Annotated in this window: 16 protein-coding genes; 11 read left to right on the plus strand and 5 right to left on the minus strand. The window is 67.4% G+C overall.

Annotation, left to right across the window (positions count from 1 at the left end; genetic code table 11):
* Positions 1-16: 16 nt before the first annotated feature.
* Positions 17-1,111: a hypothetical protein gene (locus tag ACOKR1_RS10980; RefSeq protein ID WP_422933118.1), complete on the plus strand. Its 1,095-nt coding sequence runs from the start codon at positions 17-19 to the stop codon at positions 1,109-1,111.
* 97 nt (positions 1,112-1,208) lie between these two features.
* Here the strand turns inward: ACOKR1_RS10980 and ACOKR1_RS10985 are convergent, their stop codons facing one another.
* Positions 1,209-1,733 carry an adenylyl-sulfate kinase gene (locus ACOKR1_RS10985; protein WP_422933119.1) on the minus strand — a complete coding sequence of 175 codons (525 nt, stop codon included), beginning with the start codon at positions 1,731-1,733 and terminating at the stop codon, positions 1,209-1,211.
* Positions 1,734-1,939: 206 nt separating this feature from the next.
* Positions 1,940-3,337, minus strand: a complete 1,398-nt coding sequence (locus ACOKR1_RS10990; RefSeq protein ID WP_422933120.1) for an IS1380 family transposase — start codon at positions 3,335-3,337, stop codon at positions 1,940-1,942.
* Positions 3,338-4,043: 706 nt separating this feature from the next.
* Between ACOKR1_RS10990 and ACOKR1_RS10995 the strand changes: the two genes are divergently transcribed.
* From ACOKR1_RS10995 to uidB, 5 genes are all read left to right on the plus strand, one after another.
* Complete coding sequence (locus ACOKR1_RS10995; protein WP_422933121.1) at positions 4,044-4,757, plus strand: SDR family NAD(P)-dependent oxidoreductase; 714 nt, start codon at positions 4,044-4,046, stop codon at positions 4,755-4,757.
* Positions 4,754-5,809 carry an S-adenosylmethionine:tRNA ribosyltransferase-isomerase gene (locus ACOKR1_RS11000; RefSeq protein WP_422933122.1) on the plus strand — a complete coding sequence of 352 codons (1,056 nt, stop codon included), beginning with the start codon at positions 4,754-4,756 and terminating at the stop codon, positions 5,807-5,809. The genes ACOKR1_RS10995 and ACOKR1_RS11000 overlap by 4 nt, the downstream gene beginning before the upstream one ends.
* A gap of 121 nt (positions 5,810-5,930) precedes the next feature.
* Positions 5,931-6,950 carry a LacI family DNA-binding transcriptional regulator gene (locus ACOKR1_RS11005; RefSeq protein ID WP_422933123.1) on the plus strand — a complete coding sequence of 340 codons (1,020 nt, stop codon included), beginning with the start codon at positions 5,931-5,933 and terminating at the stop codon, positions 6,948-6,950.
* Between the two features lie 188 nt (positions 6,951-7,138).
* Positions 7,139-8,944, plus strand: a complete 1,806-nt coding sequence (gene uidA, locus ACOKR1_RS11010; protein ID WP_422933124.1) for a beta-glucuronidase — start codon at positions 7,139-7,141, stop codon at positions 8,942-8,944.
* 30 nt (positions 8,945-8,974) lie between these two features.
* Complete coding sequence (gene uidB, locus ACOKR1_RS11015; RefSeq protein ID WP_422933125.1) at positions 8,975-10,423, plus strand: glucuronide transporter; 1,449 nt, start codon at positions 8,975-8,977, stop codon at positions 10,421-10,423.
* 1 nt (position 10,424) lies between these two features.
* Here the strand turns inward: uidB and ACOKR1_RS11020 are convergent, their stop codons facing one another.
* Positions 10,425-11,144, minus strand: coding sequence for an SDR family oxidoreductase (locus ACOKR1_RS11020; RefSeq protein ID WP_422933126.1), 720 nt, complete (start codon positions 11,142-11,144; stop codon positions 10,425-10,427).
* 126 nt (positions 11,145-11,270) lie between these two features.
* Here ACOKR1_RS11020 and ACOKR1_RS11025 point away from each other — a divergent pair, with 126 nt between their 5' ends.
* The 5 genes from ACOKR1_RS11025 (at position 11,271) to ACOKR1_RS11045 (ending at position 15,381) form a co-directional block, all read left to right on the plus strand.
* Entirely contained in the window at positions 11,271-11,837 is a 567-nt protein-coding gene (locus tag ACOKR1_RS11025) for a GNAT family N-acetyltransferase (protein WP_422933127.1), read from the plus strand.
* A 126-nt stretch (positions 11,838-11,963) separates the two neighbouring features.
* Positions 11,964-13,484 carry an FAD-dependent monooxygenase gene (locus ACOKR1_RS11030; RefSeq protein ID WP_422933128.1) on the plus strand — a complete coding sequence of 507 codons (1,521 nt, stop codon included), beginning with the start codon at positions 11,964-11,966 and terminating at the stop codon, positions 13,482-13,484.
* Between the two features lie 99 nt (positions 13,485-13,583).
* Positions 13,584-14,009: an NUDIX domain-containing protein gene (locus ACOKR1_RS11035; protein WP_422933129.1), complete on the plus strand. Its 426-nt coding sequence runs from the start codon at positions 13,584-13,586 to the stop codon at positions 14,007-14,009.
* Between the two features lie 137 nt (positions 14,010-14,146).
* Positions 14,147-14,743: a TetR/AcrR family transcriptional regulator gene (locus tag ACOKR1_RS11040; RefSeq protein WP_422933130.1), complete on the plus strand. Its 597-nt coding sequence runs from the start codon at positions 14,147-14,149 to the stop codon at positions 14,741-14,743.
* 65 nt (positions 14,744-14,808) lie between these two features.
* Positions 14,809-15,381 carry a hypothetical protein gene (locus ACOKR1_RS11045; RefSeq protein ID WP_422933131.1) on the plus strand — a complete coding sequence of 191 codons (573 nt, stop codon included), beginning with the start codon at positions 14,809-14,811 and terminating at the stop codon, positions 15,379-15,381.
* Here the strand turns inward: ACOKR1_RS11045 and ACOKR1_RS11050 are convergent.
* The gene (locus ACOKR1_RS11050) at positions 15,268-16,494 is read right to left on the minus strand and encodes an RNA polymerase sigma factor (RefSeq protein WP_422933132.1); all 1,227 of its coding nucleotides are present in this window, start codon (positions 16,492-16,494) and stop codon (positions 15,268-15,270) included. The genes ACOKR1_RS11045 and ACOKR1_RS11050 overlap by 114 nt on opposite strands.
* The gene (locus ACOKR1_RS11055; protein ID WP_422933133.1) at positions 16,487-16,837 is read right to left on the minus strand and encodes a YciI family protein; all 351 of its coding nucleotides are present in this window, start codon (positions 16,835-16,837) and stop codon (positions 16,487-16,489) included. Before ACOKR1_RS11055 ends, ACOKR1_RS11050 begins: the two co-directional genes overlap by 8 nt.
* Positions 16,838-16,873: the final 36 nt, after the last annotated feature.

Consider the following 16,873-nt stretch of genomic DNA (forward strand, 5'->3'; position numbering starts at 1 on the left):
GGGGGTCCGGCGAGTCGTGGAACTTGCACCCGTGGAGCGAGGCGATCAGCTCGGTGAGCCTACGCCCGTCTGGCCGGAGATGTTGATTCAGCCGGTGAAGCCCCCGCTTCTGGCCTACTTGGACCTCAACCATTGGATTGGGCTGGCCAAGTACCGCACAAACCACAGAGACGGCGCACGGTATCAGCCGTTGTTTGAAGCCTGCGTGGCAGCTCGCCAGGCTGGGAACTACAGTTTCGTTCTATCTCAGTCGTTGCTCGCGGAAGTATCAAATATTCTCGATCCCCGACAGAGGAACGATATTGCTTCAGTGATCGACGAGCTTACGAACTTCGAATATTTGCTCGGACGGCCTCAGATTATGAGACATGAGATCCAGGCAATAGTAAATTCCAAAGCCGAAAAGCCCTCAAATCGGCTACCAGCTTGCCGACTTATAGATTTCGGGGCCCTCCACGCGTTTGGGTTTGACCCTGACTTCACGAAGTCCGCACGCGAAGCCGCCGGAATCCAAGGCACGGACCCCGTCGCCAAAGCGGCTCGTCGATGGGCAGAACGGATGATCTTGGCAGGCCCGGCCGATGAGGAGCTGCCTGATCTGGAAGCAAACGGGTATAGTCTGCGAGCGACACAGGACATTGCTGAGAACCGTGCTGAGCAGGAACGCGACCAGGCGAAGGCCTTTGACGCCGCGGCAACGAACTGGCGACGCGGCAGGATCCGCGATGTGATCGCGGCACGGGAAGTCGTTATTGAACTTGCTGAGGCTGTTTCCGGCGAGTTATCTGCCCGCGGCATGAACCTTGAGCAGGTTCTTGGCCCCACACGAGATGACGCGCGGGCGTTCGCCTTGGGCATGCCAAGCACCTTCGTTTCAATAGAGCTGAAAACTCGCTACCACCGAGACCCGAACAAGAAGTGGGTGGTAAATGATATACACGACATAGATGCGCTCTCCGTTGCGGTCCCATACTGCGACCTTGTGTTTACTGATGGCGCCGCAACCAACGCAATTACCGCCGCTCACTTAGATCGAACCCTAGGCACTCAGATTCCTAAGAGGATCAACGACGCGGTGGCTCTGCTCAGCGCGGGGTCGTCTACCGCTTGACCGAGTCCCCGCAAGTCCCACATCCTCACTGACGGGTCAGCTGAAGAGGTCCGTGGCGGCCAACACGTGGTCGTTCATATTGCCGATCATGCCGGGCCTACCCTACGACGGCTGCCCAGCCCGACAGCTTGATGATGCGATCTGCGACCAACGCCGGAGAACGATCATCAGTGTCGACGCGGTGCACATCATTCCCGGCATGGTCGTCAAGGCGAGTCGCAGCAGCCGAGCTGTGTTCTATGTGTTGCCGGAGACTCTCCCCTCGTTCCCGCGCGGCGAGCCGTTGCACCGCGGTTGCGTCGTTCGCTCGGAGCAGCACCGAAGTAGCGACCGGTGAGTCCCCCATCGCTGCGATCAGCGACGCCTGTTCAAGCACGGCCACCGTGTTGGTGTAAATGAGCCTGCGGTAACCGAGCTGTCGATAGTTTCCCCACATCGCTGCCAAATTCCGCTCCGCCAGATGGTGCTCCCACGGCGCCGGGTAGGCGAGGTCGAGACAATCGCCCTCGATCACGGCGTGTCTGATGCCGCGCTCAGACAGGAGCCGGTGCATCTCAAAGGCTACGGCGCTCTTGCCGACACCGGACCGCCCGCCGATGAAGATCACTCGGGAAGATTCCACCCATTGATGATCTCAGAGCTGGTGGCACCCCTCCCTGCGACCAGCAATCGTTAGCCTCGGTCTTTCATGTGTTCGGCTGGGCCGAGGGCCTCGCAGCTCGATCCTGATCGATGTCTTGTGATGCGGTCGTGGGCATGGCGGAGTGCCGGCTGGCGCTGCCGGGCTGCGGTTCTCCGGTTCCTTCGGTCGTGGGCGGACGGGTTCGCTCAGGCAGGTTTCGGGATGGCTGCGATGTTGGCGAAGACCGCGACAATCGCTGGGGCCCAGGGCCAGGTCTCGGGGATCCGGAGCCATCGACGCCGGGCGCCGTGGACCAGTCGGGCGGGGACGTGCAGGAACCGGTAGCGCAGGGCTTTGGGCTCGCAGGCCGCGAGCACTTCGGCGTCGCCGGTGAAGGCGAGCATGCGGGCCCACGCGGTCAGGTCCGCGGCGATCTGGGCGAGCATGAGCCAGGCCTGGTTGATCGCGAAGTCCCGGGACGGGAACCGGCCCAGGCCGGTGTCCTTGGCGTGGCGGATGCGGTCCTCGACGCGGGCGTGGGCCCGGTGGCGGGCCTCGAGGAACGCCAGCTGCCCCGTGGCCGTGTTGGTGGCGAAGGCCTGGTACCGCCACCCGTCGGCCTCTTCGAACAGGGACAGCTGTGCGCCGGGGTGGGGGCGTTCCCGGCGCACGATCAGGCGCATGCCCTCCGGCCAGCCGGTCAGGTCCAGGAGCCCGGTGAGCTCGGCTATGTCGCCGCCGTCCCTGATTCCGCCGTCGGCGTCCAGGGCCGGGGCCCATACCCGGGCCGGGATCTGGGCGATGGCCTCGCGGATCTTCTCCGTGATGGCGAACCCGACGCTGTATTCGACCCGGCGGCCCCGGACCCTGCCCTGGCGATCGAGCCAGTCCAGGAGCTGGTGGGAGGCCCCTGCCCCGTCGGAGCGGACCAGGATCCTCTTTCTGCAGGCTGCGGGGATCTGGGAGATCGCCTCGGTGAGGACCTCGATGTGGTCTGCGGCCGTGTTCGACCCGGCGTTGCCGGGCCGGAGCCTGGCGGCGAGGAACTCGGAGGTGTTGTCGCACCAGACCCCCAGCGGGTGGAACCCGAAGGTCCGCTTGAACGTCGGCGCGGCCTTCTCCTTCTCGGAGTGCGCGACCACGACCGTCGCGTCAACGTCCAGCACGACGGTGGAGCCGAGATCAGCTCCGGCGGCCTTCGACGACGGAATGCCGCCACGGAGTCCCAGCTGCGCCCACACGTTCCTGCGGACACGGGCCCGGGCAGACTGGATCTTCTTCAGCCTCGCGGCCGTGGTCTCGTCCAGCGCCCGCCACACGGTCGCCGGCGACGCGACCGGCCCGAGCACCTGGGACTGGTGGCGCAGCACGTCGATGTCTGCGATCGCCTCCCCGCCGTCGGCGAGCATCACCGCCACGTCCGTCAGGACCCGGCCCCGGTCGTGGCCGGGAATGAACGCCCGACGCGCCATCGCCTTGGACAGCTCGGCCGTGAGCCCGGTCCGGTCGGACAAGAGCCGCAGCGCGGCGCTGCCCGCGTGGGCCACCACGCCGGTGCCGTCAGCGGTGACATGCAGACCGGCCGACCACGAAGTACGCTTCACCTACGGAGTGCCTTCCATTCAGGGGTTCTTGAGACGTCGCAATCCCAAGTCTTCCCTGATCAGAGGGCACTTCCGTGTTTCTACGCGCCGATCATCCAGCCCTGCCGTGGAAGATCCGGGTTAAGAAGCGGATAACGCGTTTCCCCATCAACACTCTGCGTATTGCATCAGACCATGGCACTCGTATCTGTCCCGGGACAGGAACGGACGGGCCGACGATGGCCCTCGCGCCGATCGGTGCTGTACGAGCCGGTGAGGCGCAGTGGCACGATCGAGGCCGCAGGTCAGGACGTTGCCCTCGTAGATCACGCAGATGTCCCCGAGGTCGACCGTACCGCCGCAGGAGAGGCCAGTGAACGACCCGTCGGCGCAGATTTTGGTGCCGACGCCGACAGCGGCCTGCTGCTCCTGCGGCAGAGCAGACGTGGAGGACGTCCACGACGCGGCGGCGTAGGAACCAGGGGCAGGCCCCCCCAGCCGTACCGGAGCGGGGAGCGTTCCCTCAGCCGCGGGACGGGGCCGTCGCCCTCCTCCCCCATGTCGATGAGCATGCCGCGGAGCCCATACTCCCGGAGCACGAGGGGCCGCCTAGCGGTGGTCGGCGGTCCCCCGCAACCACGGGAATAAGGCCAACAGGCCCGGTCTTTGCGTAGGCAAGCGGATGGCTGGCAGGCACCGCTGCTTCCAGCCTCGACGAGGTGATTCGATGAGCACGGCAATCGTCACGGGGGCTTCCAAGGGCTTGGGCAAAGCGCTCAGCGAAGGTCTGGCGCGGCGCGGCTGGTCCCTGATCGTCGACGGCCGCGATTCGGCGCTCCTTGAACGAGCTCGCGGCCGCCTCTGGAAGCTGATCCCGCCCGGAAGCCACGTGCTCGCCATTCCCGGCGACGTGACCGACCCGGATCACCGGCGGGCGCTTGCCGGCGCTGCGCACGCGCTCGGTGGCCTCGACCTGCTGGTGTGCAACGCGGGCGTGCTCGGGCCCAGTCCCCTGCCTTCGCCGGCTGAGTTCTCCCTCACCTCCCTGCGCGAGTTGTTCGAGGTCTACCCCGTAGCCACTCTGGGCCTGATCCAGGAATGCCTCCCGCTGCTTCGAGCCGCAAACGACGGCGGCCGGGTCGCCCTGATCAGCTCCAATGCCGCCGTCGAAGGCTACCCGGGGTGGGGCGGCTACGGCGCGGCCAAGGCGGCCCAGGACCAGCTCGCAAGGGTGCTTGCGGCGGAAGAACCGACGCTGAGCGTGTGGGCGGTTGACCCTGGCGACATGCGCACCGACATGCACCAGGCGGCGTTCCCCGGTGAGGACATCACCGACCGCCCCCTCCCCGAGGCCGTGGTCCCCCGCATGATCGAGCTCCTTGAATCACGTCAGCCGAGTGGCCGGATCCGACTGGCCGACCTTCCGGAACTCCCATCGTGATCGCCACCGAGCCGATCCTGAACTTCACCCTGCCGCGGACGCTGGAGGCCTCCGAGCCGCCCGAAGCGCGGGGAGAAGGCCGTGACGACGTGAGGCTTCTCGTGTCTCGGCGCTCGCGCCTGACCATCGAGCACCATCGCTTCACCGATCTGCCCGAATTGCTGCGCCCAGGTGACCTGCTCATTTTCAACCGCTCGGCGACGGTCAACGCGGCGCTGGAGGCGACAGCACTCTCACAACCGGCGGTCCTTCACGTTGCCCGCCGGCTCAGCGACTCCGAATGGATCGTGGAGCTCCGTCACGCCGAGCCGAACGGCCTCCGCACAGCACCCTGGCTGGACGCCCCTGCCCGCACCGAGATCGCACTGAGGGGCCGCGGCGAGGCCATGCTGCTGCGGCCCGCGGTCCAGGCCGAGGCAGTCCGACTTTGGGTAGCCGAAGTGGAGCTGGACGAGCCGCCTGAGGAATACATGGCCCGGTGGGGACGGCCGATCGTCTATGGCTACATCACGAAATCGAGGCCGCTCAGCGATTACCAGACGATCTTTGCCGACCTGCCCGGCAGCGCCGAGATGCCGTCGGCCGCGCGTCCGTTCACAGCCGAGCTGGTGACGCGCCTGCTCGTCAGGGGTGTTGACCTCGCGCCGATCGTGCTTCACTGCGGAGTCTCATCGCTTGAAACGCACGAACCTCCGCAGCCCGAGCCTTTCGAGGTGCCGGCCGATACCGCGCGACGCGTGAACGCCGCCCTCCGGGCCGGCGGGAGGGTTATCGCGGTAGGCACCACAAGCGTGCGCGCCCTCGAGAGCGCCGCAGTCGGTCCGGGGCTCGTGCTCCCCGGCTCCGGGGTGACCGGCTTGGTCATTGGGCACAACTACACGCCGCGGGTCACGACCGGCCTCCTCACTGGATGGCACGAGCCCTTGGCCTCCCACCTGGCGATGGTCGAATCCTTTGCCGGGAGGCGTCTCCTGGAAGCGTCCTACGGCGCGGCGCTGGAGGCCGGCTACCTGTGGCACGAGTTCGGCGACAGCCACCTGATCCTGCCGTAAGCCGAGGCATCACCGATCGAGCTCGTACAGGCGGCACGGCTCCGTGGATGTCTGCTCATACGTCAGAATGTCAGTACTGAGCCGTTGCACGTTGAAATCAGGAAGTGAGGGCCGTTCGCCGATGGTCAAGCCCCAGTCGACGATCTACGACATCGCCGCGCTGGTGGGGTTGAACGCATCCACGGTCTCGCGTGCCCTCAGTCGTCCCGATCGGGTCAGCGCCAAGACGCTGCGGCGCGTCGAGGATGCCGCCCGGCAGCTCGACTACCAAGTCAACTCCGCGGCGCGAGCCGTGAAGACCGGCCGCCTTCAGACCATCGGGCTCCTCGTTCCCGATATCACCTACTCGATCTTCCAAGACATTCTGCGTGGTGCCGAGCATGCCGCCCGGGACGCAGATTACGTAGTGCTCGTGGGTGAGGAGGTGGGCTCCGCTCAGGCGGAGTGGGACTGGGTGCGTCGGGTGCAGTCCGCGGTCGACGGCGTCATTCTCGCCTCCCCGTGGCTCGAAGACTCGCGCATCCGCGAAGTCGCGGCGACCAAGTCGCTTGTCGTCGTCAACCGGGTGCTCGACGGTGTGCCCAGCGTCATGCCGGACGTCGCGTCAGGGGTGGGGGCCGCCGTCGCCCGCGCAGCCGAGCTGGGCCACCGCCGCCTCCTCTACCTCGCCGGGCCCGAGGGGGCCTGGATGTCGAAGCACCGCTGGGAGGTCCTCGAGGCCGCGTGTGCAGACGCGGGGATCGAGGCCACGTCGACACCAGGTCACTGGCCCACGCGCGAAGGCGGCGCCGCGCTGGCCGACGACGTCCTGGCGAGTGGGTGCTCTCTCGCCGTGGTGTTCAACGACTTGATGGCAATCGGCCTGCTCCAGGAGTTGCAGCGCCGCCACGTGCCAGTGCCTGAGCGGCTCAGCATCATCGGCTTCGACAACATCCGCGGTTCGGACTTCACCTCGCCGCGCCTCGCGACCATCGGCGCGCCGCTGCACGAGGTCGGCGAACGCGCGGTCAAGGTCCTCCTCGCGGGGGCCGACGCCAGCCCGGCACGGTCGAAGGGGGCCGCGAGCGAGCCTGGAGCGCCGTCGTTCGGACTGGCAGCCTCGTTCTACGACAGGGGCTCCCTCGGTCCGGCCGCTGGCTGAACCGTTACTGAGGGCAGGTCCGCTCCCCTACCCCTCCCCAAGATCGTGACCCTCGCGGCAACCGTTGGCAATCGATTGCCAGCATCAGCTTCCGTCACTTAATCTCCAAGAGACAGGCCGCTGATGGCCAGGGGTCCTCGCGGAAGCGCAAATGGGCCCCCGATCACGCAACGACGCGAAGGATGCCCTTGCTCAAGCCCCAGAACAGCCCCACCCGCGAACTCGTCAGCCTGGACGGGCTGTACCGGTTCAAGGTCGATGCCGCCGGCTCCGGATTCCGCGAGGGGTGGCAGAACGCCCGTCTCGACACCGATCTCGAGATGGGCGTCCCCGCCAGCTACAACGACGTCTTCGCGGACAAGGCGATCCGCGACCACGTCGGCTGGGTTTGGTACGAGCGTGAGGTTCGCGCGCCGCGTGGCTGGGCCAGCGACCGAGTATGGCTGCGCTTCGAGTCGGCAACGCATGGGGCCAAGGTCTTCATCGACGGGGCTCTCGTTGTCGAGCACCAGGGCGGCTACACGCCCTTCGAGGCGGACATCACCGAACACGTCACGGCGGGCGGTTCCTTCCGGCTCAGCGTCGCCGTCAACAACGAGCTCACCCAAGCCACGATCCCGCCGGGCACCGTCACTGACGCCCCGGACGGGCGCCGCAGGCAGAGCTATCTGCACGACTTCTACAACTACTCGGGCCTCCACCGGAGCGTGTGGCTCTACAGCACCCCTGCCGCCCGAGTCGCGGACATCACCGTGGCGACCGGCTTCGAGGGAACCACTGGCACGGTGGGCTACGAGATCGCGGTCTCGGAGGCTGCGCACGGCGCCGCCGTGCGGGTTCGCGTCCTTGATGCCGCGGGGAACGAAGTCGCCACGGGCGACGGCGCCAAGGGCACCTTGGCGATTCCCGCCGTCGTCCTCTGGCAGCCCGGGAAGGGCTATCTGTACAGCCTCGTGGTGGAAGTGCTGTCCGACGGCACCGTCCTCGACTCCTACGCCCAGCCGTTCGGTGTCCGGACTGTCGAGGTGAAGGGCACGCAGTTCCTCATCAACGGGGAGCCCTTCTACTTCAAGGGCTTCGGCATGCACGAGGACCACGTCACGATCGGCAAGGGCCATAACCCCGCGCAGATGGTGAATGACTTCTCGCTCCTGGAATGGGTAGGCGCGAACTCCTTCCGCACCTCTCACTACCCGTACTCGGAGGAGGTCATGGACTACGCGGACCGGCACGGCATCGTCGTGATCGACGAGACCCCGGCCGTGGGCCTCAACGGCGCGTTCGCGAACGTGTTCGGTGATGGCGCGAAGTCTACGTACGGTCCGCACTTCGTCAATGACGAGACGGCCAGCTCGCACGGACGCGTGATCGAAGAACTCATCGCCCGTGACAAGAACCATCCGTCCGTAGTCCTGTGGTCGATCGCCAACGAGCCCAATTCCTCCGAGGAGGGAGCGCGGGCGTACTTCGAGCCGCTCGCGAAGCTGGCCCGCGCGCTTGATCCCACCCGCCCGATCGGCTTCGTGAACGTCATGTTCGACACCCCGGACAAGGACGTCATCACCGACCTCTTCGACGTCATCATGCTCAACCGCTACTACGGCTGGTATCTGCAGACGGGCGATCTCGCAGCCGCCGAGACCGAACTCGAGAAGGAGCTCACAGCCTGGGTCGCCAGGCACGGGAAGCCCATGATCATGACCGAATACGGGGCAGACACGATGCCGGGCCTCCACTCCCTGTACGAGCAGCCGTGGAGCGAGGAGTACCAGTCCGCCTTCCTGGACATGTACCACCGCGTCTTCGACCGGGTCGAGGCCTTGGTCGGAGAGCACGTGTGGAACTTCGCCGACTTCCAGACGTCCGACGGGATCATCCGCGTGGACGGCAACAAGAAGGGGGCCTTCACGCGCGACCGGCGGCCAAAGGCCGCCGCACACAGCCTGCGCCGTCGCTGGACCCAGATCAAAGACAAGAAGCCGCAGGCCCGCTGACGGCGTCTGCCCAGAATCAAGGACCTGACAATGACGTCTTCAACAGCACCCCAGACCCCGGGCACAGGCATCGCCGGCAAGGACCGACTGCCTCTCAAGAGCATCATCGGCTACGGAGCGGGCGACGCCGCCAACAACCTGGCGTTCACCACAACCTCGATGTTCCTGCTCGTCTATTTCACCGATACCGCTGGCATCCCGGCGCTGGCGGCCGGCACCCTCTTCCTCGTGGTGCGGCTCTTCGACGCCTTTTCGGACCTGTTTGCCGGCCGCCTCGTGGACCGTACCAACACGAGGCGCTGGGGGAAGTTCAGGCCGTTCATCCTGTTCGGCTCCGCGCCGCTCATGATCCTGACCTTCCTGAACTTCCACATCCCCGAGATCGGTGCGGGCGGGAAGCTCGCCTACGCGTACATTGCCTACGCGGCGCTAGGACTCGCCTATTCGCTCGTCAACATTCCGTACGGCTCGATGGCCTCGGCCATGACGCAACGGCCGAAAGAGCGCGCCAAGCTCGCCTCTGCGCGGACCGTCGGGGCCCTCCTCGTCTCCGCGGCGCTGGGCGTCTTCGTCGCTCCCCTGCTGAAGGCGGGTACGAGTCTCCAGCCCATCTTCACCACGCTCACGATCGTCTTCATGGTCGTCGGCGTCGCGCTCTACCTCCTCACCTTCTTCACCACCCGCGAGAACGTGGTCCGGGAGGTGCCGAAGGTGTCCTTCAGGCAGAGCATGCAGACCCTCAAGGGCAACAAGCCGCTGCTCATGCTGTGCATCTCCTCGCTGCTCTACCTCTCCGGCCTGCTGTCTCTCTCAACCGTGCAGGTCTACTACTTCCGCGATGCGCTGCACAGCCTCAACCTGGTTCCCGTCCTCTCCATCGTCCAGCTCGTCTTGACCCTCGCGCTCAGCGCGTGGGTCCCCGCGCTCGTGTCGAAATTCGGCAAGCGGTCCATCTACATCGTGTTCGTGGCGGTGGGGGTAGTCGGTGGCCTGCTCGTCATGTTCACGCCCACATCCCTCACATGGATCGCGTTCCTGGGCTTCGTCATCGCGGTGGGCGGCATGTCCGGCGTGGGCATCGTCGTCTGGGCAGTCGAGGCCGACACCGTCGAATACGGGGAATGGAAGACCGGGGTCCGATCAGAGGGCATCATCTACTCGCTGTTCTCCTTCACCCGCAAGACCGGTCAGGCGATCGGCGGCGCCCTCGCTGGCTACGCGCTCGCCTGGGGCGGCTACGACGGCCACTCCGCGGTGCAGTCCGCGCAGGCGGTGACCGGCATTCAGATCGCCGCCGGACTGATCCCCGCGGTCCTCGGCGCAGCCGCGGGCGCCATGATGTTCTTCTACGAACTGACGGACGCCCGCCACGCCACGATCGTCGAAGAGCTTCGGGCCCGCCATGAACAGGCCAGCGCCGGCCTCGGCGCCGACGCGGAGACGGACGTGAGGCCCAGACTGTCAGAGGAGGCCTCTTAGCTCACGTCTGTGAGATCGGCGAGACGACGAGCTCGTCGACCCGCACGTGCGCAGGGGCATCGAGCACGAACTGGACGGCGCGGGCGATGTCCTCCGGCGTCAGCATGACAGAGCGCGCCGCGGCGTCCGGCACCGCCGGGCGCTGGGTGAGGAAGTCGGTCGCAACATCTCCAGGACAAAGGTGGCAGGCGCGCACACCGTGCTCCGCCTCCTGCTGGTTCAGGGTGCGCACGAGCGAGGCGAGGGCCGTCTTGCTCGCGGAGTAGGCGACGCCTGCGCCGGGCTGGAACGTCCACCCCGCATAGGAGGAGATGACGACGGCGACACCGTGGGCCGCGCGAAGGTCCGGCAGGGCGGCATCCAGCACGCTCGTGGTCGCGACGAGATTCGTTGCGACGATCTGCTCGAACTCGGCGAACTCCTGATCGGCCCAACGCCGTCGCGGAGCGTTGAGTCCGGCCGCGAGCACCAGCCCGTCAAGGCGCCCCAACTCGTCGAGCAGACGCCGTTCGGCTTCGACTACGGCCTCCCGGTCCCGCACGTCGAGTGGCAGAGCGATCGCGGTGCCGCCCGATGCGGTGATCTCCGCGACGACCCCGTCGAGCTGGTCCCGGCGCCGCCCGCTCAAAGCAACCGCCCAGCCCGCCGCTGCAGCGGACATCGCGATCGAGCGCCCCATGCCGCTTCCGCCGCCCGTGATCCATAGCGCCCGTGCCGCCATCTGTTCCTGCGCTCTCGTCGTTCGACTGTCGACTCCCCCGAGGTTAGGCAGTCGATCGCCCATTCGCGAAACGCGAGCGCTCTTCCGCCCCTCAGCGCCGATCGCCATGTTGGATACCCTGATCGCATGGCGGTAGATGTGCTTCCAGCGTCCGGGCGATGGGAGGACTTCGCCTCGTTCATGGTGCCCCGCAAACCGGGCGCCGGCGGTTGCGTGTGCACGGCGTATCGGGACGGCCGGCTCGACATGCCCGGTCGCATCGCACACATGCGGGATGAATGCTCGCGCGAGCCAGGACCGGGAGTGCTCGCCTATGTCGACGGTGATGTGGCCGGCTGGTGCTCGGTCGCGCCGAAGTCGAGCTATCGGCGACTCCTGAACTCGCACACCATTCCGCATCTGGACGAGGAGTACGATCCCTGGGCCATCGTCTGCTTCGTAGTACGCAGCAGATACCGCAAGAGAGGGTTGATGCACGAGCTGCTTGAGGGCGCGGTAGAGCATGCCCGCTCCTCAGGGGCAGAACTCGTCGAGGGTTACCCCGCCGAAACGACCGGCGAGCATCTCGATGTCACGAGTGGCTATGTGGGCACCACCGACCTCTTCCGAGCGCACGGCTTCGAAATCATCCAGCCCACCAAGGCCCATTCAGGGGGCGCCGTCCGCTGGCTCATGCGAAGGACGCTGCACTAGGCACCTTCCTCCGAAAGGCTGCGGTGCCGTCAGCATCGCTAGGCTCCACAGCACTTCTCCACCTTCAGGTTATCGGGGCGAGGGGGCCTTCCCGCAAGGCCCCCTCGCGGGTCCACAATGCTCGCTGTGAATGATGACGAGAGAGCAGTGGTCATTGTCGGCGCGGGCCCCACTGGGATGATGTTGGCTGGCGAGTTGGCGCTCGCCGGCGTCGATGTCGCAATTGTTGAGCGGCGCGAGGACGAGGAGCGGCACGGATCGCGTGCGGGCGGGCTCCATGCGCGCACGATCGAGATCATGGACCAACGCGGGATCGCCGATCGATTCCTCGCCGAGGGACAGACCATGCAGATCCAGGGCTTCGCGGGAGTCCGTCTGGACCTCAGCGACTTCCCCACTCGCCACCCGTACGGCCTCGCGCTGGGGCAGGACCATTCCGAGCGCATTCTGGCGACGTGGGTTGAAGAGCTCGGGGTGCGGATCGAGCGCGGTTGCGAGGTGCTCGGCTTCACCGCGGACGACGGCGGCGTGGTCGTCGAGCTTTCCGGCGGTCGCTCGCTTCGGGCCGCCTATCTTGTGGGCTGCGACGGAGGGCGCAGCCTGATCCGAAAGAGTGCCGGAATCGATTTTCCAGGTTGGGACCCGTCCGTGAGCTCTCTCATCGCCGAGGTGGAGCTGCGGGACGAGCCCGAATGGGGCGTCCGCCACGACGACAACGGCACCCAGGCCATCGGCCCGACCGACGACGGCAAGCGCGTGCGGATGGTCGTGAGCGAGAAGTACGTGGGCCAGACCCTCACGCCGACGCTCGAGGACGTGAGCCGCGCCCTCATTTCCGTCTGGGGCACCGACTTCGGCGTGCACAGCCCAATCTGGATCTCGCGATTCACTGACATGACTCGGCAGGCGGCGTCCTACCGTGCGGGCCGGGTCCTGCTCGCGGGCGACGCCGCGCACATCCACTACCCGGTCGGAGGCCAGGGGCTCAATCTTGGCGTCCAGGATGCAGTCAACCTCGGCTGGAAGCTCGCCCAAGTAGTCAACGGGACGTCGCCGGAAAGCCTGCTCGACACGTATCAGGCCGAGCGCTACCCGGTGGCCGCCCGCGTCCTGCAGAGCACCATGGCGCAGACCGCACTCACCCGGAGTGACGCGCGCATCGAGGCGCTACGGGGCTTCCTGACTGAGCTGCTGGAGATGGACGAGCCGCGCAAGCGGTTCGCCGCCATGTCGTCGGGGCTCGATATTCGCTACGACATCCACGACGGCCTCGGCGACGACATCCACGACGGCCTCGGCGACGGCCTCGGCGACGGCCACCCGCTGCTCGGGCACCGCATGCCCGATCTCGAGCTGAACACCGCAGAGGGTCCGGTTCGCATGTTCGCGCTGCTCCACAGCGCGCGGCCGGTGTTCGTGAACTTCGGCGGGACCGCAGGCCTCGACATCACCCCGTGGGCCGATCGCGTCGACCTGATGGACGCCGTATGCCGCGGACGCTGGGAGCTCCCCGTGCTCGGCGAGGTCGCCGATCCCGAGGCGGTGCTCATCCGCCCCGACGGCTACGTCGCTTGGGCCGGAGCTCCCTCGGATCCCGGACTCCCCCACGCGTTGACCGCCTGGTTCGGCATGCCCGCCGCGGCATAGAAGCGCACCGACCGGGCCATGGATTGACGGTGCCGAATCGTCAATCATGGGTTGACGCCATGGGCGCTCGCCCGCGAGATGCGGCCGTAGCCTAGGTTCATGACCGTTCGCAGCGCGGGCCTCCTCCTCTACCGCCGGACCGACGGCGCCGGTCTCGAGGTCTGGATCGCCCACATGGGAGGGCCCTTCTGGTCGCGCAAGCACCTGCGCGCGTGGTCGATTCCGAAGGGCGAGTACGGCGCGGACGAGGATCCGTTCACGGCGGCCCTGCGGGAGTTCTCCGAGGAGATCGGTTCCGCCCCGCCGGACGCGGACTATCGGTCGCTCGGCGAGTTCCGCCAACCGTCGGGCAAGATCATCGCCGTCTTTGCCGCCGAGGCGCATTTCGAGCCGCGAGAGGTTCGGAGCAACACGTTCGCGATGGAATGGCCCAAGGGGTCCGGGATCCTGCGCGACTTTCCGGAGATCGACCGCGCCGAATGGGTGGCCGAGCCAGAGGCCCGGGAGCGGCTCGTCTCCGGCTAGGTGGCGATTCTGGATGCCCTCGTTCGGTCCGTCGCCAGCTGACAGGTGGCTCTCCCGCCCGACGGACCAGCCATGGCGTGGACGCTATGTGCAGACAGGGCGTTCTGTCTACAGCGGGTTGCTCCTATCATGGTGCCGTGGAGCCTCAAGCCGTTGAACACAAGCCCGCCGTCGGAGCGCGCGAGAGAATCCTCGCCACGTCGTACGACTTGTTCGCACGCCGGGGCATTCGCGACGTCGGCGTCGACGAGCTCATCGCTCGCTCCGGCGTCGCCAAGGCGACTTTCTACAAGCACTTCAGGTCCAAGGACGAACTAGCCCTCGCGTACCTCGAGCGATGGTACGACGCGCGGAGCGCGGCGATCGAAGCCGCGGTCGCCCGGCGCGGCGGTGCCGGCGATGCGGCCCTCCTCGCGATCTTCGACGTGTTCAACGAGTGGTTCCAGCAGGGCGCAGCCGAGGTCAGCTCTTTCCTCCACGTCATGATGGAGATGGGGCCGAACCATCCGCTCGGCAGAGCGAGCATAGACTACCTCGCCCGCACGCGAAGCCAGATGGCGGCCCTCGCGAGCGCAGCTGGGCTTCGGAACGCCGAGGACTTCGCCTGGTCGTGCCACATCCTCATCAAGGGCTCGATTGTCGCGGCAGCGGAGGGCGACGCCCACGCAGCCGAGCGTGCTCGCCAGATGGCTTCGCTTCTCATCGCACTTCACCGCGTCCCGCCGTCGGCCTGACGGAACGAAACTTTCCGGCCGATCCCCCGGCCAATCCTCCCGGGCTGGCGCTCCGAATGCCTTCCGTGATCAACGCGAGCAGCCGGTCCCGTCGCCGCTCCGCGGCAGCAGCCCTCACGGCGGGCCCTGCCGCCGTCGTTCTCGGGCTCGCCGCACATATCGCCTCGGGGGGCGCCGCACCGCCCACCGCAGTTGTGCTCGCCCTCGTGGCCTTCGTGAGTCTGGGCGCGGCGGTCGCCGCGCGGCTGCCTCTTCCGGCGTGGGGCATCGGCATCGCAAGCGCGCTCGTGCAGCAGATCCTCCATGTCGTGTTCACGGCGCTCGCAGGGGCCAACGCCCCGCTGTTTCCCGCCGCGGGCCACCATCACGGTGGGTCGACCGCCCCCTCGTCCGCGAGCGCTCCCGCAGCAAGCGAGACAGACGTGCACCTCCTCGTCGTGGCCCACGTCGCGGCGGCGCTGCTTACGGCGCTCGTCGTCCTGTGGGCGTTGGCTTCCGCCGAACGGCCTGCCGGCGCGAAGGCTTCACGCCTGGCCGAGCGCGCGCCGTCGGGCGTCGAGCAGAAGCCGCTCCCCCGCGCTGGGCGAGAGCCGAGCCGCCTCGGTGTATTCATCCGCCGCCTCGTGCACGCGCCCTAGCCGCCGGAGCAGGTCCGCGCGGACCGCGTGGAACACGTGGTAGCCACCCAGCTCGAGGCCGTCTACGAGCTCGAGCGCGGCGTCTGGCCCCTCGACCTCGGCGACGGCCACGGCACGGTTCAGACGCACGATTGGCCCATTCGACACGTCGAGCAGCAGGTCGTACAGGCGGACGATCCGCCGCCAGTCTGTCGCCTCGGTGGACGGCGCGATGCTGTGCACTGCCTGGATCGCGGCCTGGAGCTGGTACGGTCCGAGCCGGCCGAGCTGTAGGCATCGCCGAACGATCGCGAGCCCCTCCGCGATGAGCGCTGTGTCCCACCGGCCGCGGTCTTGCTCGCCGAGCAGCACGAGCACACCGTCGGCCCCGGACCGGGCCTCGCGCCGCGACTCCGAGAGCAGGAGCAGCGCAAGCAAGCCCGCGGGCTCGGGCTCCTCAGGGAGCAGCCGTGAAGTCGTCCTGGCCAAACGAAGCGCCTCGGACCGGAGCCCTGTCCGTGCGGGCGGGGCGCCGAGCTCGGCCGAATACCCCTCGTTGTAGATGAGATAGATCGTGGAAAGGACGCCGGCAAGCCGCTCGGGCAGCTCGCCCGCGGACGGGACGCGATAGGGGATCCCGGCGTCCCGGATCTTCGCCTTGGCGCGGGAGATCCGCTGGCCCATGGTCGCCTCGGGGAGCAGGAACGCGGCGGCGATCTGCGCCGTCGTCAGCCCGCCGAGGACGCGGAGCGCGAGGGCGACACGCGCCGGCATGGCAAGGGCGGGATGGCAGCACGCGAACAGGAGCTTGAGCCGATCGTCGCCGAAGACGTCCGGTTCGGGCTCGGCCTCCGTGCGCAGGAGCGCGGCCTGCGCTTCTTTCTCGCCCCGCGCGGCGTCCCGCCGAAAACGGTCGACGGCGCGGCGCCGCGCCGTCGTAATGATCCACGCACCGGGCTGCTCGGGCAGGCCTTCGGAGGGCCACCGCTGAAAGGCGGCGGCGAACGCCTCCTGGACGGCCTCCTCGGCGAGCCCCAGATCGTGCGTAGTGCGCAGCACGACGGACACCGCGCGGCCGTATTCCTCGCGGAACACGGCCGCAACGGAGTCTGTCGGCGTCGGGGCTTCAGTCACGTCGGGAGGCGAACGGCCTCACCTCGATGGGGAGCCCCGTGATTTCAGCGAGCCGCTTCCCCCACGCGAGGGCCGCGTCGAGGTCCGGAGACTCGATGATGTCGAAGCCTCCGAGGTGTTCCTTGCCCTCGAGGTAGGGTCCGTCCGTCACGAGGACCTCGCCGCCATTGCGCTTGAGGACCGTTGCCGACGAGGGGTCGAGGAGCCCGTTGCCGAAGACCCACGCCCCCGCGGCCTGAAGATCCTCGTTGAACGCCCCGATCTTCTCCATGATGGGCCCGAGGACTTCGGGCGGCGGCACGATGCCGTCGGGCTGATACATGCTGATGAGGTACTGCGTCATGGCTGTTCGCCTCCTGTTTCGGTGGGGCCGTGGTTG

This window comes from Sinomonas sp. P47F7, from assembly GCF_049332655.1.
Classification (GTDB): domain Bacteria; phylum Actinomycetota; class Actinomycetes; order Actinomycetales; family Micrococcaceae; genus Sinomonas.